Origin of the sequence: Caldimonas tepidiphila, assembly GCF_003569765.1 — a bacterium.
Taxonomy (GTDB): Bacteria; Pseudomonadota; Gammaproteobacteria; order Burkholderiales; family Burkholderiaceae_C; genus Caldimonas; species Caldimonas tepidiphila.
This window is the reverse complement of record NZ_QXMG01000020.1, coordinates 1-14,651: the sequence shown is the minus strand read 5'-3', so window position 1 is coordinate 14,651 and position 14,651 is coordinate 1. Positions and strand designations below refer to the sequence as shown.

The window sequence follows — 14,651 nt, the reverse complement described above, 5'->3', positions numbered from 1 at the left end:
AGAGAAGAGAGAGAAGGCGCGCCGCGGCTCACTGGCCGGTGATCGCGCCGAGCATGGTCTTGACCGAGCCGTTGATGAAGCGCAGCGTCGCCTCGTAGCGCACCGAGTTGTCGGCGAAGCTGGCGCGCTCGCGGTCCATGTCGACCGTGCTGCGGTCGAGGTTGGTCTGCGCCGCCAGCGCGTAGTTGAGCTGCGGGGGCAGGCGGCCATCGACCGCGTTCGTCATGTGGCCCGCCGCGCTGGTGGCGATCACGCGCGCGCCGCCCGGGCGCGCCTGCGTCGCCTGCTGCAAGGCAGCGGCGAAGTCCATGTCGCGCGCGACGAAGCCCGGCGTGTCCGCGTTGGCGATGTTGCCGGCAAGCAGCCGCTGCCGCTCGGCACGCAGCACCAGCGCCTCGCCCTGGAAGTTCAGTCCGCTCGTCAAACGCTCCAACATGTCCCGCTCCTTCGTTCGCGGCCGGCGCCACAGGCACCTGCCCTTGTGAAGGCGCATTCTGGACAGCCACGGCGCCGGCGAGGGCGGGAAAAGCAGCGCGATTGCCGCGCAATTCGGCACCGCCCGATGCGGCGCCGGGCTCTAGAGTGCGGGCCAGCATGAGAACGCCGCCTCGTCGCCCCGCCGTCTTCGCCATCCTCGTCGCCGCGCTGCTGCTGGCGGCGACGCCTGCGCGCGCCGACGCCGCGCAGGCCGGCTTCGAGCCCCGGTTGCAGGAGCAGGCGCTCGCGTGGGCCAGCGCCCTGAGCGGCGCCCACCCCGGGCATCCCGTGCGCCTAGAGGTGCGCATCGACCCGCTCGATCCGCGCATGCGCCTCGCCCCCTGCCAGCGCATCGAACCCTATCTGCCTGCCGGCGTGCGTCCATGGGGACGCAGCCGCATCGGCGTGCGCTGCGTGGAGGGGCCGACGCGCTGGAGCGTCTTCCTGCCGATGACCGTGCGCGCCTGGAGCAGCGCGCTGGTCACCGCCGTGGCGCTGCCGGCCGGGCATGTGCTGACGCAGGCCGACCTGCGCAGTGCCGAGGTCGACCTCGCGGAGCAGGCCGCGCCCGCCTTCTTCGACGCGCAGGCGCTGCTCGGCCGCACGCTCGCGCGCCCGCTCGCGGCCGGCCAGGCGGTGCGCGCCACGCACCTGCGCGCGCGCCAGTTCTTCGCCACCGGCGACACGGTGCGGCTGCTGGCGCAGGGCAAGGACTTCTCGATCAGCGGCGAGGGCGAGGCGATGCAGCCGGGCTACGAGGGCCGGCCGGTGCGGGTGCGCACCTCCTCCGGCCGCATCGTCACCGGCATACCCTCTGCCGAGCGCACGGTTCAGGTACAGATGTAAAGCTGCGCGCAAAACTTCACATCCCCCCTAAAGTCCCCGCATGGCGCGTCGAAATAAGCCCCATGCGGAGCAGCGTGCTGCCGCTTCAGAGGAGAAGTCTATGAAAATCGGCCCCCCCATCGACACCGCAGCCCCTTCGGCCAGCGGCGCGGGCCGCACGCCGGGTGCAGCCGCGATCCGGACGCAGGCCGCCGCACGCCGTGCCGAAGGCGAAGGCGAAAGCGAAGGCGCCAAGGTGCATCTGTCCGACACGGCGGCCACGCTCAAGAGCACGGCCGCGTCCCCCGAGTTCAATGCCGAGAAGGTGCAGGCGATCCGCCAGTCCATCGAGGACGGCACCTTCCGCGTCGATGCCCACCTGATCGCCGAGCGGCTGATCGGCAACGCGCGCGAACTGCTCGGCCGCTTCTCGCACTGAACCGCCCCGTCCCCTGCCCGCCCGAATTGCGCATGAAAACCGCCTTCACCGACGCCTCCGCGTCGATCAGCCCCGAGAAGCTCGAAGCCGCGATCCTCGCGATCGAGAGCCGCCTCGAAGCGATGGGCACGGCACTGCAGCGGCGCGACGTCGCGCAGGTGGAGCAATGCGCGGGCGAGTTGCACCGCGCGCTGACCGAGGCGGTGCAGATGAGCACGCAGGCCGCGCGCCGCCAGGGGCTCGAGCCGGCGCTGCGCGAGCGCCTGGCGCGCGCATCGGGCCAGGTCGCCGCGCAGCGCGAGGCGCTGGCCCGCGCCAGCGCCGCGCTCGATCGCGCCATCGACGTGCTGATCCCGCCCCGCAACCCGCCGGTGGTCTATAGCGACCCCAGCGGCCGCACCCAGCAGCCCGGCAGCGCCGCGCCGCGCAGCACCGGCACCTCGCTCAGCGGCTGACGCCCTCCTGCCCCGGAAACGGACACGGAGAAGAAAACGGCGCCCCTCGGGGCGCCGTTCCGTTTCCGCCCGGCAGGCCGGGCAGCGGCGACCCCATGGGAGCCGCGCAGCGCCGTCGCCCCCGGCTCAGAACTCGTAGGCCAGCCGCAGGCCGCCCCAGTGGCGGCCCTGCACCGTGATCGGCGCCGAGACCTCCTTGAGCAGCACGAAGCGCCCGCCACCCATGTCGCGCCGGTAGGTCTGCAGCAGGAAGGGGCGGCGGTTGCGCGCCGACGCGAGGCCGGTGCGGTCGTTGAAGATGCGCCGGTTGCGGCAGTTCGCCGCGTTCCACACCGCGTCGAGCGGGTTGGTGCGCTGCGCCTGGTTGTACTTGCGGTTGTGCGTGGCGATGTAGCCGTTGCGGTCGGCGGCGATGCCGAACACCACCTTGGGTGACAGCGCCAGCAGCCGCTCCTGCACCGGCGGCAGCAGCCGGTCGGTGAGCTCGACGAAGCGCGTGAGGTGCTGCGCCGGCTGCGTGCCGGGCACGGGGCGGTAGCCCTCGTCGAACAGCTCCGCGATGCCGATGCGCCCTTCCTGCAGCGCGGCCTCGAACAGCGCCGCGATCTCGCCCGCCCCCTGCTGGGCGGCACGGATGTAGGGCGAGTCCTCGGTCTCGATGCCGCACTCGGCCATCAGCTCCATCAGGTGCTCGGAGACCTTCAGGAAGGACTCGCTGCGCGTCATCGCGACGTCGAGCGCCTGCGAGGTCTCGCGCATCTCGCGGTCGATCAGCGTCATCTGCTCGTTCATGCCGGCGCTGGTGACCTGGCTCTGCTGCGCGGCGCTGCCGATGCCGTGCACGCTGCGCTCCACCTCCGCCAGCGCCTGGTGGAAGGCGCCCTGCCCGCCCCCCTGCGCATCGGTCTGGATCTCGCGCGCGAGCGAGCCGACGCGGGTGTCGAGCTCGCCCATCGTGCTCATGATCTGCTTGGACGACTGCTCCACGCGGGCCGCGAGGTCCTTGACCGCGTCGGCGACCACGCCGAAGCCGCGCCCGGCTTCGCCCGCGCGCTTGGCCTCGACCGAGGCGTTGAAAGCCACGAGCCGCGTCTGCAGCGCGATCTGCGTGATCTCGGCCGCGGCCTCGGCCACGACGCGCAGCGTCTGCACGATGCCGCCGACCTCGCTGCCCACGCCCTCGACCGCCTGGCGCGCGCGCGTCATCGAGCCGAGGCTGGCGTGGCTGAGCTGGTCGATCTGCTGCTGCGAGCGGTGGATGCCGTCGAGCTGCTGCGCGAGCGAGGCGAGCGCCTGCTGCTGGCGCTGCGACAGCGCGCGGGTGTCCTCGAGGACACCGCGCACCTCGGCGGCCTCGCGCCCCAGCCCCGAGGCCTCGCGCGACAGCGACCCGACCAGGGCGGCGGCCTCGCTGCCGCTGGCGCCCGTGGCGCTCGGCGGCGGGGCGACGGCGGTCTCGTTGCCGCCTTTCCTGTACTTCGTGAACATCGGTCTCCTCCTCGCAGGGTGGGATGGGGGGTGGCGCGGCGCAGTCGCCTCACCAGTCGCGCAGCTTGGTGCGCAGCCGCGCGATCGACTGGCTGTGCAGCTGGCACACGCGCGACTCGGTGACGCCGAGCACCGCGGCGATCTCCTTGAGGTTCATGTCGTGCTCGTAGTACATGCTCATCACGTACTGCTCGCGCTCGGGCAGCGCCTCGATCGCCGTGACCAGCGCTGCGCGCAGCCGCCCGTCGTTGAGCTGCGCGAGCGGGTTGGCGGCAGTATCGGCCACGTGGCGCTCGAGGTAGTCCTCGCTGCCCTCCTCGCCGGAGATGTCCTCGAGGTAGACGAGCTGCGTGCCGCGCACCTTGCCGAGCAGCTCCTGGTAGTCCGCCAGCGCCATCCCCATCTCGGCGGCGATCTCGGACTCCAGCGGCGCGCGGCCCAGGCGCTGCTCGAGCCGGTGCACGGCGGCCTCGATCGTGCGCTGCTGCTTGCGCATGCCGCGGCTCATCCAGTCGGCGCCGCGCAGCTCGTCGAGCATCGCGCCGCGGATGCGCTGCGTCGCGAAGGTCTCGAACTGCACGCCCTGCGCGGCGTCGAAACGCGTCAGCGCCTCGTTGAGGCCCATCATGCCGACCTGGATCAGGTCGTCGATCTCGACGTTGGCCGGCAGCTTGGCGATCATCTGATGAGCCAGGCGGCGCACCAGCGGGCTGTACTGCTGCAGCATCGTGTTGGCTTGGAGGGTGCCTTTGGCGGTGTACATCTCGGGTTCCGGCAAGCGACCCTGGTCTCGGGTCTGGAAATTCAACGGGCGAAGGGGGACTGCGGCACGGACGGAGGCTGCGGCGACGGCCATCGCGCGTCGTGCTGCTCGCCGAGCGCGAAGGGCAGCGCGAACTGCAGCAGCGCAAGCGAGACCTCGCGCAGCGTGCGCGCCAGCCGCGCGTCGCCGTCAGCGTTGCTGCAGACGATCGCGGCGCACTCCACCCGCGCGCGCAGGAACTCGGCCGCGCACTGCTGCAGCCGGCTCGCCGCCACCGGCAGCTCGCGCTGCGGCGCAGCGGTGTCCAGCAGCACCGCGTGATGGCGCAGCCCGGCGTGTTGCACCAGCAGCTTCAGCCCCGCGTAGGCATGGGTGAGGCTCGGCGCACTGTCGCCGCACAGCACCAGCGGGCGCACCAGCCGCTGCATGAACAGCCCGGCGAGCAGCGCCGCATCGGCATGGAAGAGGATCACGTCGGGCGCGCCCTCGTCCTGCGCCAGCGCCTCGAACAGCGGCTCGGCCGCGCGCTGCCCGGCGGCGAAGGCCTGCAGCGCGTCGCCGGCGGGCAGCAGCATGGTGCGGGCGTCGACCGCCTCGGTCCAGGGGCGCAGCGGGCGCCCGGCACCGAGAGCCGCGGCCAGCCCGGCCGCATCCCGCAACGCGGGCCGCATGCCGTCGATCACCAGCACGTGCAGGTCCTGCGCGGCGAAGGCCTGGCACAGCCCGTCGAGCAGTCGTGCCGCGCCGCCGGCGTGCGGGTTGGACAGCACCGGCACCAGCTGGACCGTGCGGCGCGCGAACAGGCGGCGCAGACCCTGGGCCTGGTCGTCGCCGCACTCAAACATGGGCACCTCCGCGGGCGGCGCCGACCTCGCCCGAGCCCGGCGCGGTGAACACCAGGCTGACGTCCTCGCTGTCGAGGCGGTAGGCGGAGCTGCCGCCGCCGCGCAGCGCGCGCTGCACCAGCGCATGCGCGGACACGCGGTGCCAGTCCTCGGGCACGCGCTGGCCGTTGGCGATGCCCATCACCGGCAGGCGGTAGCGGATCATCGCGTCGACCGCGGGCCCGAGCTTGACCGCCTCGTCGAGCTTGGACAGCAGCACGCCGCGGCACTGCGCCGCACGGTAGGACACCAGCACGTCCTCGATCGTCTCGCCCTGCGCGGCGGCGTTGAGCACCAGCAGGCGCTGGATGCGCGGGTCGCCGATCATCTCCAGCAGCTCCTTGGTGCGGCTGTCGCGCTGCGCCATGCCGGCGGTGTCGATCAGCACCAGCTTCTTGCCCGCCAGCAGCCCGAGCAGGTCATCGAGCGCGGCGCGGTCGTGCGCGGTGTGCACCGCGCAACCGATGATGCGGCCGTAGGCGCGCAGTTGCTCGTGGGCGCCGACACGGTAGGCGTCGAGCGTGATCAGGCCGAGGTTGGCGGCGCCGTACTTCGCCGCGAAGGCCGCGGCGATCTTGGCCGTCGAGGTGGTCTTGCCGACGCCGGTGGAGCCAATCAGCGCCCATACGCCGCCGAGGTCCTCGATGCCCGGGGCGCCCTCGCCGGTGTTGAGGTTGCGTTCCAGCACGCCGCCGCACCAGTCGAGCAGGTCCTCGGCGCCGGCCGGCGCGCCCTGCACGAGCTTGCGGATCAGCGCGGGAGAGAAGCCGCAGTCGAGCAGCTTCTGCGTCAGCCGCGCCAGCGCCGGGCTGCGCTGGAAGCGCTCCATGAAGGCCAGCGCGCCGAAGCGCTCCTCGATCATGCCGCGCATCTCGCGCAGCTCGCCGAGCATCAGGTGGCGCTCGCGCTCGACCGCCTGGCTGATCGCCTCGGACACCTCCTGGGCCGCGAGGGCGGGCACCGGTGGCACGGCAGGCGCTGCAGGCGGCAGCTCGGCAGGCGGCTGGGCCGCAGCGGCGGGTGCTTGCCCGGTCGGGGCAGCAGCGGCCGGGAGCGCCGGCACGGCAGCCGGCAGCACCGGCTCGGCGGCCTGCGGAACCGGCACCGGCTCGGCAGCCTGCAGCACCGGCGCTGGCTCGGCAGCCTGCGGCACCGGGGCCGCGGCGCGGGCGGGCGCGAAGATCGACTGCAGGCGCCGCAAGTGCTGCGCATGCTGCGACGGCGGGGGCTCGGGCGCACGCGATGGCTCGGCCGGAGGCGGCTCGCCGGCGAGCGCCGCCTGGCGGCGCTTGAGCATGCGCTCGCGCACGTAGTCCTGGAAGGACAGCGTGCTCATCGCCAGCCGCTCGACATCCTCGTCGACCTCGACGCCGGGAGCCACCGCCGCGGCGCGCGCCGGAGCGGGCGCCGCCGCAGTCGCGGCGGCCGGCTCGGCGGCCGGGGCCTCCATGCGCTCGAGCGTCGCGACGCTCGCGGCCGTCATGGCCAGCACCTCGACGCCTTCGGCGGACGGGCGCGTGGACAGCACCACGCCATCGTCGCCAAAAGCCTGGCGGACCTTGAGCAGGGCATCGCGCGAGGTGCGCGCGACAAAACGCTTGACGTTCATGCGGGGAGAGCTCCTCCGAGGATCGAGGCGATTCGGATCGTGTGGGTGTCAGGGATTTCGCTGTGACCGAGCACCGCCAGGCGGGGCGCGGCGCGGCGCAGCAGCCGAGCCATCGCAGGGCGGATCGCATCGGGCACCAGCAGGCAGGCGGGCAGGCCCAGCTCCTCCTGCTGACGCGAGGCATCGGCGGCCGAATGGGCCAGCGTGTCGGCCACGCCCGGATCGAGCGCGGGGCCGTGCGCAGAGGTCAGCGCCTGCGTCACGAGGCGCTCGAGCTCGGGCTCGAGGGCGATCACCTCGAGTTCCTTCACCGGGCCGTAGATCTGCTGCACGATCGCCGGCGCGAGCGCGACGCGCACGCGCCGCACGAGCTCGGCCGGATCGCTGATGCCGGCGCCCGCATGCTCGGACAGCGCCTCGACGATGGTGCGCATGTCGCGGATGTGGACCGACTCCTCCAGCAGCAGCTGCAGCACCTTCTGCAATGTGGGGACGGAGATCATCTTCGGCACGACGTCCTCCATCAGTTGCGGCGCGAGCTGGGTCACGTGTTCCACCAGTTGCTGGGTCTCGACACGGCCCAGCAGACGTGCAGCGTGGACCTGGATCGAGTGTGAAAGATGGGTTGCCACCACGGTCGAGGAATCAACCACCGTATAGCCGCTCATTTGCGCCGTTTCGCGCTGGTGCTCGTCGATCCACACCGCCGGCAGCCCGAAGGCCGGGTCGGTGGCGACGCTGCCCTGCAGCGGCGTGCTGGCGTGGCCCGGATTGATCGCGAGGTGCAGGCCGGGGAAGGCCTCGCCCTCGCCGATCACCGCGCCGCGCAGCGTGATGCGGTAGGCGCTGGGCTTGAGCTCGAGGTTGTCGCGGATGTGCACCGCCGGCGGCAGGAAGCCCACCTCCTGCGCGAACTTGCGCCGCACGCCCTTGATGCGCGCGAGCAGGTCGCCCTGGCGCTCGCGGTCGACGAGCTGGATCAGGCGGTAGCCCACCTCCAGGCCGAGCGCGTCGACCGGCTGCAGGTCGCCCCAGCTCGCCTCGGCGTTGGGGTCGGGCACCGCGTCGGAGGCGCCGAGCGAGCCGGGACTCGCCTGCTTCGCCTGCTCGCGCTGCTCGCGCCGGTAGGCCCACCAGGCCCCCCAGCCCAGCAAGGCAGCGATGGTGAGGAACACCAGGTGCGGCATGCCGGGGATCAGCCCGAGCACGCCGATCACGCCGGCCGTGATGCCCAGCGCGCGGCTGGATTGGAACATCTGGCCCGCCACCTGGCTGCCGAAGTCCTGCTCCTTGCCGACCCGCGACACCACCATCGCCGCCGACACCGAGATCAGCAGCGAGGGGATCTGCGCCACCAGCGCGTCGCCCACCGCGAGCAGCACGTAGGTGTTGGCGGCCTGCGAGACGGGCAGGCCGTGCTGCACCACGCCGATGATCATGCCGCCGACGATGTTGATGAGCAGGATCAGGATGCCGGCCATCGCGTCGCCGCGCACGAACTTCGAGGCGCCGTCCATCGAGCCGTAGAACTCGGCCTCGTCGCCGACCTCGGAGCGCCGCCGCTTGGCCTCCTTCTCGTCGATCAGCCCGGCGTTGAGATCGGCGTCGATCGCCATCTGCTTGCCCGGCATCGCGTCGAGCGTGAAGCGCGCGCCGACCTCGGCGATGCGCTCGGCGCCCTTGGTGACGACGACGAAGTTGATCACCACCAGGATCAGGAACACGATCAGGCCGACGGCGAAGTTGCCGCCGATCAGGAAGTGGCCGAAGGACTCGATCACCTGCCCCGCGGCGGCCGAGCCGGTGTGGCCGTCCATCAGCACCACGCGGGTGGAGGCGACGTTGAGCGACAGCCGCAGCATCGTCGTCATCAGCAGCACGACGGGGAAGGCGGCGAAGTCGAGCGGGCGCACCATGTAGGCCGACACCATCATCACTATCAGCGCCAGCGCGATGTTGAAGGTGAACAGCAGGTCCAGCGCGAGCGGCGGCAGCGGCAGCACCATCATCGCGAGGATCAGCATCACCACCAGCGGCGCGGCGAGATGCTGTGCCGGCAGGCGCCCGACGGCGCCGCGGAACTGTTGCAGTTGCGCGTTCATCGCGCCCCCTCCTGCGGCAGCGGCGGCCGGCTCGCGTGCGGATCGAGCTCACGCGGCACGTCCAGCTCGGGCAGCACCGGCGCGGCCGCCGCGCCGCCCGCCGTGGCGCGCAGCTGGTAGACATGGGCCAGCACCTGCGCCACCGCGCCGAACAGCGCGACCGGGATCTCGCGGTCGATGTCGGCATGCGCGTACAGCGCGCGCGCCAGCACCGGCGCCTGCAGCACCGGCACGCGTGCGCCGCGCGCCAGGTCGCGGATGCGCAGCGCCAGCAGGTCGGCGCCCTTGGCCACCACGCGCGGCGCGCCCATCGACGCGGCGTCGTACTTCAGCGCCACCGCGTAGTGCGTCGGGTTCATCACCACCAGGTCGGCCTTGGGCACCGCCGAGAGCATGCGGCGCGAGGCCATCTCGCGCATGCGCGCGCGGATGCGGCCCTTCACCTCGGGGCTGCCCTCGCTCTGCTTGTGCTCCTCCTTGACCTCCTTGACGCTCATCTTGAGCCGCGAGGCGAGCAGGTGGCGCTGCAGCGGCGCATCGATCGCCGCCGCCACCGCCAGCACCAGCAGCAGCAGCGCCAGGCCGCCGAGGATCAGCTCGCCTGCGTAGGAGAAGGCTGCCGGCAGCGGCTGCGCGATGGCCGCGCGGAAGTCCTCGAGCCGCAGGCCGAGGTAGGCGAGGCCGACGGTGCCGAGCAGCAGCGCCAGGGCGCAGGCCTTGAGCGCGTCAACGAACTGCTGCTTGGAGAACAGGCGCTTGACGCCCGACAGGGGGTTGAGCTTGCCGAGCTTGGGCGCGATCGGCTTGAGGGTCCAGTTCCAGCCGCCGACCACCAGGCTGCCGGCCACCGCGACCAGAACCATCAGCAGGCCGATGGGCAGCACCACCTGGAGTACTTCCCAGGAGGCGCTGGCGAGGCGCTCGCCCATCGACGCGGGCGAGGCGAGCACCGAGGCATCGAAGCGCAGCTTCTGGATGAGCGAGTCGCGCAGCCGCGCCGCCAGCCAAGGGGCTGCGACCATCATGCCAAGCGCCCCCATACCGAGGGCCATCAGATGGCCGAGGTCGCGCGAGCGCGGCACTTGGCCTTCCTCGCGCGCCTGGCGGATCTTCTTGGCGGTAGCGGGAAGGTTGCGGTCCTGGGCGTCTTGATCGGCCATGTCAATGCACGATTGAAAGTCGCGTCATTGTTCCGGCCGCCCCCCCTGCGCGATGGGGGGATAAGGAAGAGGAAAGCGCGCCTTTTAGAAGCCCAGGCTCGCCAGGAGATCGTCCACCTCGCCCTGGTTGGTGACGACGTCGTTGCGGCCCGTGGCGTCGACCACCGGGCCGTTGAGGAAGCCGGCCTCGACCTTCTGCGCCTGCTCCGGAGGCGCGGCCTGCACCAGCAGCTTGACGAGCTGGTCCTCCAGGTCGCTCGCCAGGCGCACCACGCGTGCGATCACCTGGCCGGTGAGGTCGTGGAAGTCCTGCGCCATCATGATCTGCGTCAGGTGCTGGTCAATGCGGCCGCTGGCGGCCTCGACGTCGTCGACGAAGTTCATCACCTCGCCCTTGGCGACCGCGGCCACCGGGTCGCGCACGATCAGCTCGCCGACGCGGCGCGCCTCCGCGGCGATGTGGCCCTGCTCGCCCTTGGCCTGGTCGACCAGGCCGAGCACGCGATCGGCGGCCTCGCCGGTCTTGGCGGCAATGTAGTTGAGCCGGCTCTTGGCATCGGGCAGCTCGCCGGCAATGCCCTTGAGGTTGGGCATCACGCCGAGCTGCGCGAGCGTGTCGTGCAGCTGGCGCGTCAGCAGACCGAGTTGCTGGAACACCTCGGGCGAGGCGCTGACGGTCAGGGGCGCGGCGGGGTCTTGAGGGCGTTCCATCACAGCCTCACTTGCCGAGCTTCTGCATGATCTTCTGCACCTTCTCCTCGAGCGTCGCCTTCGTGAAGGGCTTGACGATGTAGCCGGCCGCCCCCTCCTGCGCGGCACGCAGGATGTCCTCCTTGCGCGCCTCGGCGGTCACCATCAGCACCGGCAGGTGCTTGAGCGCGTCGTCGCCCTTGATCGCCGCGAGCAGCTCGAAGCCGTTCATGTTGGGCATGTTGATGTCGCTGACGACGAAGTCGTAGCCGCCGTTGCGCAGCATGTGCAGCGCCACGGCGCCGTCCTCGGCCTCGTCGGCGTTGTGGTAGCCGCTCTCCTTGAGCAGGCCGCGCACGATGCGGCGCATGGTGGAGAAGTCGTCCACGATCAGGAATTTGCTTTCGGCTGCAGTGGTCATGGGAAGAGATCCTTCGGGGTTCGGTTCGCGCCAGAGGCTTATCGGGCGGAGGTTGGCAAACTTGAGCCGGGACGGCTAGTGAGGCTGTCGAGCGACACTTCGCCGCTGTCGAGGTCGCCGCCGCGCTCGTAGCGTTCCTCCGCCTCCTTGTTCATCACGATGATGCTGATGCGCCGGTTCACCGGCGCGAGCGGGTCGTCGCGCTGCAGCAGCGAGCTCGAGGCCAGACCGAGCACGCGCAGCACCTGGGCCTCGGCCATGCCGCCGGCGAGCAGCTCGCGCCGCGAGGCGTTGGCACGGTCGGCCGACAGCTCCCAGTTGCTGTAGCCGCGCTCGCCCCGGCTGTAGGGCGCGGCGTCGGTGTGCCCGGCCAGCGTGACCTTGTTCGGCACGTCGGCGAGCACGCCGCCGATCTCGCGCAGCAGCTCGCGCATGTACTCCTTCACGAGCGCGCTGCCCGAGTCGAACATGGGCCGGTTCTGCGCGTCGAGGATCTGGATGCGCAGCCCGTCGCGCGTGATGTCGAGCAGGATCTGCGAGCGGAAGGAGGCGAGCCGCGGGTGGTTGGCGATCGACTGCTCGACGCGCGCGCGCAGCGCCTGCATCTGCTGGGCATCAGCGCGCGCCACCACCTCGCGCATGGCCTGCAGGTTGATCGTCGAGCGCGGCGCGTCGACATCTCCCTGCTTGACCTGGCCGCTGGTGCGCGTGAGGTCGGTGCCCCCGCCCTTGATGACGTGCGAGGCGTCGCCAGAGCCGGAGCCGCCGTGGAGCAGCGCCACCTTCAGCGGCGTGTTGAAGTAGTCGGCGATGCCCTTCTTGTCGCCGTCGGTGGTCGAGCCGAGCAGCCACATCAGCAGGAAGAAGGCCATCATCGCGGTGACAAAGTCCGCGTAGGCGATCTTCCAAGCGCCGCCGTGGTGGCCGTGGCCGCCCTTCTTAATCTTCTTGACGATGATGGGCTGGAGCTTCTTCGGATCGCCGGCCATTGCGCGCCCCCCTTACTTCTTGCCCTTGACGTGGGCCTCGAGCTCCGAGAAGGTCGGCCGCTCGGTCGAATACAGCACCTTGCGGCCGAACTCCACCGCCACCGTCGGCGCGTAGCCCTGCATGCTCGCCAGCAGCGTGGTCTTGATGCACTGCAGTTCCTTGGTGGCCTCGTCGACCTTCTGCTCCAGGAGCCCGGCAAGAGGCTCGGCGAAGGCATAGGCGAGCAAGATGCCGAGGAAGGTGCCCACGAGCGCCGAGCCGATCATTCCGCCGAGCACCGCGGGCGGCTGGCCGACCGAGCCCATCGTGTTGACCACGCCGAGCACCGCCGCGACGATGCCGAAGGCGGGCAGGCCGCCGGCGAGGCGCTGCAGCGCCGCCACCGCGGCGTGCTGCTCCTGGTGATGCGTCTCGATCTCGCTGTCCATCAGCGACTCGATCTCGTGCGAGTTGAGGTTGCCCGAGACCATCATGCGCAGGTAGTCGGTGATGAACTCGACCACATGGTGGTCGCTGCCCACTTCCGCGTACTTCTGGAACAGCGGCGAGTTGGCCGGCTCCTCGATGTCCTGCTCGATCGACATCAGGCCCTCCTTGCGGGCCTTCTGCAGGATGTCGTAGAGCAGCGCCATCAACTCCATGTAGCGCGCCTTGGTGTACTTGCTGCCCTTGAAGCAGACGGCCAGGCCCTTCATGGTGGCCTTGAGCACCTTGCCCTGGTTGTTGGCCACGAAGGCGCCGAGCGCTGCGCCGCCGATGGCGGCCATCTCGAAGGGCAGCGCCTTCATCACGACGCCGATGTTGCCGCCGTGGAGGATGAAGACGCCGAAGACCGCGACGAGCACGACGATCCAGCCGATGATGACGAACATGAGGTGGTTTTCCGTTTCGCTGCCCGCGCATCACGCCCGCGGACCATGCCAGTGGATTTCGGCCGCAACCGCGCGGACTTGAGCATCGATCGGGGACGGAAAAAGGAAACGGGGCCCGCAGGCCCCGCTCGCATCGCCCCCGACCGGGCCCCGCGTCACTGCATCTGCAGCGCGCCGCTGGCGCGGCCCTTGCCGGCGCGCGCCGGCGGATTGCACAGGCCGCAGACGAAGTGGCGCGCGATCTCGTGCGGATGCGTGACGAAGTGCCCGCCGCAGCGGCTGCAGGGCGTCATCGCCAGCATGCCGTTGTCGATGAACTTGACGAGGCGCCAGGCGCGCGTGACCGACAGCAGCGGCTCGAGCTGCTGCGACTGCATCTGCTCGAGGTAGAGCCGGTAGGCCTTGATGATGGTGTCGATCTCCTCGAGCGCCGCGGACTTGTTGAGGTACTCGTGGATGTTGAGGAAGAGCGATGCGTGGATGTTGGGCTGCCAGGTCATGAACCAGTCGGTCGAGAACGGCAGCTGGCCCTTGGAGGGCGACTTGCCGGCGACCTCCTTGTACAGGCGCAGCAGCCGCTCGTAGGACAGCTCGGTCTCGGACTCCAGCACCTGCAGGCGTGCGCCGAGCTGGATCAGCGTGACGGCGCGCTCGATCTGGCGCGCCTCGGACAGGATGCTCTTGCTGGCCATGATGCAAAGACTCCGCGCTTGCTCAGGCCGCTTCGCTGAAGCGGCCGGCCATCAGGATGCTGGCATGCAGCCGCGAGGTGGCATCGCTCGTCGCGCTCTTGCCGTGGTTGGTGAGCAGGCTCCAGACCAGCTCGTCGTCGACGCGGAAGCGGCACAGCAGCGTGCTGCCGGAGGCGAGCTTCATGACCTGCGCGGGGCTGAGCATGGCGAGCATGTCCGCGGCCTCCTCCGACAGACCGAGCCGGAACATCGCTTCCTCGCGGTCGGCGCGGATCAGGTTCTGGGCCAGCATCAGGTAGGAGAGGTTGGCCTCGCGAATCTCATTGAGGATTTGGTCGGTAGAGGTCATGGCTGCTTCGTCAGTCAGGCGGCAAGGAGTCGGGAGTGGCTACTTGTGTGGCGGCGATTGCCGTGAAGCTGAGGATTGTGTATGCCGTTGCGTTTTGTAGGCATAGGTTGCCTTCTGCAACTTCTATAAGCACTCGCCTTACATTGATGTAGGGCAAGTTCCTACATGCCTGCAAGCGATGAGAGCCTTGCATGTCGGCCGCCAGCGATGCAGCGCCGAGGAGTCGCGAGACGGGCTGCGCCAGGGCCGCATCTGCCTCCAGCAAGACAGCCTGCGACTCCGCAAGCGGACCCGTTCCCCCTCAACCACGCCGGGAGTTCGGTGTCGCAGGCAGCACGATTGACCAGGACGGAAAATTCGCTGGGCGCCCCGCCGAGTACGTATTCAGCCGGGGTGCTGAACTGAGGATCAGCCGGCGGGCTGGGGCAGGAGGCT

The 14,651-nt window shown here is 70.7% G+C and carries 16 protein-coding genes; 3 read left to right on the top strand and 13 right to left on the bottom strand.

The annotated features are described in order from the left end of the window. Nucleotides 1-28: 28 nt before the first annotated feature. Nucleotides 29-436, bottom strand: a complete 408-nt coding sequence (flgB, locus tag D3A59_RS14065) for a flagellar basal body rod protein FlgB (protein WP_119155576.1) — start codon at nucleotides 434-436, stop codon at nucleotides 29-31. Between the two features lie 158 nt (nucleotides 437-594). Between flgB and flgA the strand changes: the two genes are divergently transcribed. From flgA to D3A59_RS25420, 3 genes are all read left to right on the top strand, one after another. Continuing rightward, complete coding sequence (flgA, locus tag D3A59_RS14060) at nucleotides 595-1,323, top strand: flagellar basal body P-ring formation chaperone FlgA (RefSeq protein WP_119155575.1); 729 nt, start codon at nucleotides 595-597, stop codon at nucleotides 1,321-1,323. 100 nt (nucleotides 1,324-1,423) lie between these two features. Then, nucleotides 1,424-1,741, top strand: coding sequence for a flagellar biosynthesis anti-sigma factor FlgM (gene flgM / locus D3A59_RS14055; RefSeq protein WP_157991532.1), 318 nt, complete (start codon nucleotides 1,424-1,426; stop codon nucleotides 1,739-1,741). A 32-nt stretch (nucleotides 1,742-1,773) separates the two neighbouring features. Beyond that, entirely contained in the window at nucleotides 1,774-2,196 is a 423-nt protein-coding gene (locus D3A59_RS25420; protein WP_157991531.1) for a hypothetical protein, read from the top strand. A 126-nt stretch (nucleotides 2,197-2,322) separates the two neighbouring features. On the opposite strand, the gene D3A59_RS14040 is transcribed toward D3A59_RS25420, so the two are convergent. From D3A59_RS14040 to flhD, 12 genes are all read right to left on the bottom strand, one after another. Next, nucleotides 2,323-3,684 carry a methyl-accepting chemotaxis protein gene (locus D3A59_RS14040; protein WP_119155571.1) on the bottom strand — a complete coding sequence of 454 codons (1,362 nt, stop codon included), beginning with the start codon at nucleotides 3,682-3,684 and terminating at the stop codon, nucleotides 2,323-2,325. Nucleotides 3,685-3,733: 49 nt separating this feature from the next. Further along, entirely contained in the window at nucleotides 3,734-4,447 is a 714-nt protein-coding gene (locus tag D3A59_RS14035; protein ID WP_119155570.1) for an RNA polymerase sigma factor FliA, read from the bottom strand. 41 nt (nucleotides 4,448-4,488) lie between these two features. After that, nucleotides 4,489-5,292 carry a hypothetical protein gene (locus D3A59_RS14030; protein ID WP_119155569.1) on the bottom strand — a complete coding sequence of 268 codons (804 nt, stop codon included), beginning with the start codon at nucleotides 5,290-5,292 and terminating at the stop codon, nucleotides 4,489-4,491. Beyond that, a complete protein-coding gene (gene flhF, locus D3A59_RS14025; RefSeq protein ID WP_119155568.1) occupies nucleotides 5,285-6,940 on the bottom strand; it encodes a flagellar biosynthesis GTPase FlhF in 1,656 nt (551 codons plus the stop codon). Before flhF ends, D3A59_RS14030 begins: the two co-directional genes overlap by 8 nt. Then, entirely contained in the window at nucleotides 6,937-9,042 is a 2,106-nt protein-coding gene (flhA, locus tag D3A59_RS14020; RefSeq protein ID WP_119155567.1) for a flagellar biosynthesis protein FlhA, read from the bottom strand. Before flhA ends, flhF begins: the two co-directional genes overlap by 4 nt. Beyond that, nucleotides 9,039-10,202, bottom strand: a complete 1,164-nt coding sequence (gene flhB, locus D3A59_RS14015; RefSeq protein ID WP_119155566.1) for a flagellar biosynthesis protein FlhB — start codon at nucleotides 10,200-10,202, stop codon at nucleotides 9,039-9,041. Before flhB ends, flhA begins: the two co-directional genes overlap by 4 nt. 84 nt (nucleotides 10,203-10,286) lie before the next feature. After that, nucleotides 10,287-10,913, bottom strand: a complete 627-nt coding sequence (locus D3A59_RS14010; protein WP_119155565.1) for a protein phosphatase CheZ — start codon at nucleotides 10,911-10,913, stop codon at nucleotides 10,287-10,289. Nucleotides 10,914-10,920: 7 nt separating this feature from the next. Continuing rightward, a complete protein-coding gene (gene cheY, locus D3A59_RS14005) occupies nucleotides 10,921-11,313 on the bottom strand; it encodes a chemotaxis response regulator CheY (RefSeq protein ID WP_119155564.1) in 393 nt (130 codons plus the stop codon). Between the two features lie 38 nt (nucleotides 11,314-11,351). Then, nucleotides 11,352-12,302: a flagellar motor protein MotB gene (gene motB / locus D3A59_RS14000; protein ID WP_119155563.1), complete on the bottom strand. Its 951-nt coding sequence runs from the start codon at nucleotides 12,300-12,302 to the stop codon at nucleotides 11,352-11,354. Between the two features lie 12 nt (nucleotides 12,303-12,314). After that, nucleotides 12,315-13,175, bottom strand: a complete 861-nt coding sequence (motA, locus tag D3A59_RS13995) for a flagellar motor stator protein MotA (protein WP_119155562.1) — start codon at nucleotides 13,173-13,175, stop codon at nucleotides 12,315-12,317. Between the two features lie 155 nt (nucleotides 13,176-13,330). Further along, nucleotides 13,331-13,867 carry a flagellar transcriptional regulator FlhC gene (flhC, locus tag D3A59_RS13990; protein WP_170162348.1) on the bottom strand — a complete coding sequence of 179 codons (537 nt, stop codon included), beginning with the start codon at nucleotides 13,865-13,867 and terminating at the stop codon, nucleotides 13,331-13,333. 22 nt (nucleotides 13,868-13,889) lie between these two features. Then, complete coding sequence (gene flhD, locus D3A59_RS13985) at nucleotides 13,890-14,216, bottom strand: flagellar transcriptional regulator FlhD (protein WP_119155560.1); 327 nt, start codon at nucleotides 14,214-14,216, stop codon at nucleotides 13,890-13,892. Between the last annotated feature and the right edge of the window lie 435 nt (nucleotides 14,217-14,651).

What these genes read in the sequence shown, in the direction of transcription:
- flgB (WP_119155576.1), bottom strand. Translation starts at nt 436, where the DNA reads ATGTTGGAGCGTTTGACGAGCGGACTGAACTTCCAGGGCGAGGCGCTG.
- flgA (WP_119155575.1), top strand. Translation starts at nt 595, where the DNA reads ATGAGAACGCCGCCTCGTCGCCCCGCCGTCTTCGCCATCCTCGTCGCC.
- flgM (WP_157991532.1), top strand. Translation starts at nt 1,424, where the DNA reads ATGAAAATCGGCCCCCCCATCGACACCGCAGCCCCTTCGGCCAGCGGC.
- D3A59_RS25420 (WP_157991531.1), top strand. Translation starts at nt 1,774, where the DNA reads ATGAAAACCGCCTTCACCGACGCCTCCGCGTCGATCAGCCCCGAGAAG.
- D3A59_RS14040 (WP_119155571.1), bottom strand. Translation starts at nt 3,684, where the DNA reads ATGTTCACGAAGTACAGGAAAGGCGGCAACGAGACCGCCGTCGCCCCG.
- D3A59_RS14035 (WP_119155570.1), bottom strand. Translation starts at nt 4,447, where the DNA reads ATGTACACCGCCAAAGGCACCCTCCAAGCCAACACGATGCTGCAGCAG.
- D3A59_RS14030 (WP_119155569.1), bottom strand. Translation starts at nt 5,292, where the DNA reads ATGTTTGAGTGCGGCGACGACCAGGCCCAGGGTCTGCGCCGCCTGTTC.
- flhF (WP_119155568.1), bottom strand. Translation starts at nt 6,940, where the DNA reads ATGAACGTCAAGCGTTTTGTCGCGCGCACCTCGCGCGATGCCCTGCTC.
- flhA (WP_119155567.1), bottom strand. Translation starts at nt 9,042, where the DNA reads ATGAACGCGCAACTGCAACAGTTCCGCGGCGCCGTCGGGCGCCTGCCG.
- flhB (WP_119155566.1), bottom strand. Translation starts at nt 10,202, where the DNA reads ATGGCCGATCAAGACGCCCAGGACCGCAACCTTCCCGCTACCGCCAAG.
- D3A59_RS14010 (WP_119155565.1), bottom strand. Translation starts at nt 10,913, where the DNA reads ATGGAACGCCCTCAAGACCCCGCCGCGCCCCTGACCGTCAGCGCCTCG.
- cheY (WP_119155564.1), bottom strand. Translation starts at nt 11,313, where the DNA reads ATGACCACTGCAGCCGAAAGCAAATTCCTGATCGTGGACGACTTCTCC.
- motB (WP_119155563.1), bottom strand. Translation starts at nt 12,302, where the DNA reads ATGGCCGGCGATCCGAAGAAGCTCCAGCCCATCATCGTCAAGAAGATT.
- motA (WP_119155562.1), bottom strand. Translation starts at nt 13,175, where the DNA reads ATGTTCGTCATCATCGGCTGGATCGTCGTGCTCGTCGCGGTCTTCGGC.
- flhC (WP_170162348.1), bottom strand. Translation starts at nt 13,867, where the DNA reads ATGGCCAGCAAGAGCATCCTGTCCGAGGCGCGCCAGATCGAGCGCGCC.
- flhD (WP_119155560.1), bottom strand. Translation starts at nt 14,216, where the DNA reads ATGACCTCTACCGACCAAATCCTCAATGAGATTCGCGAGGCCAACCTC.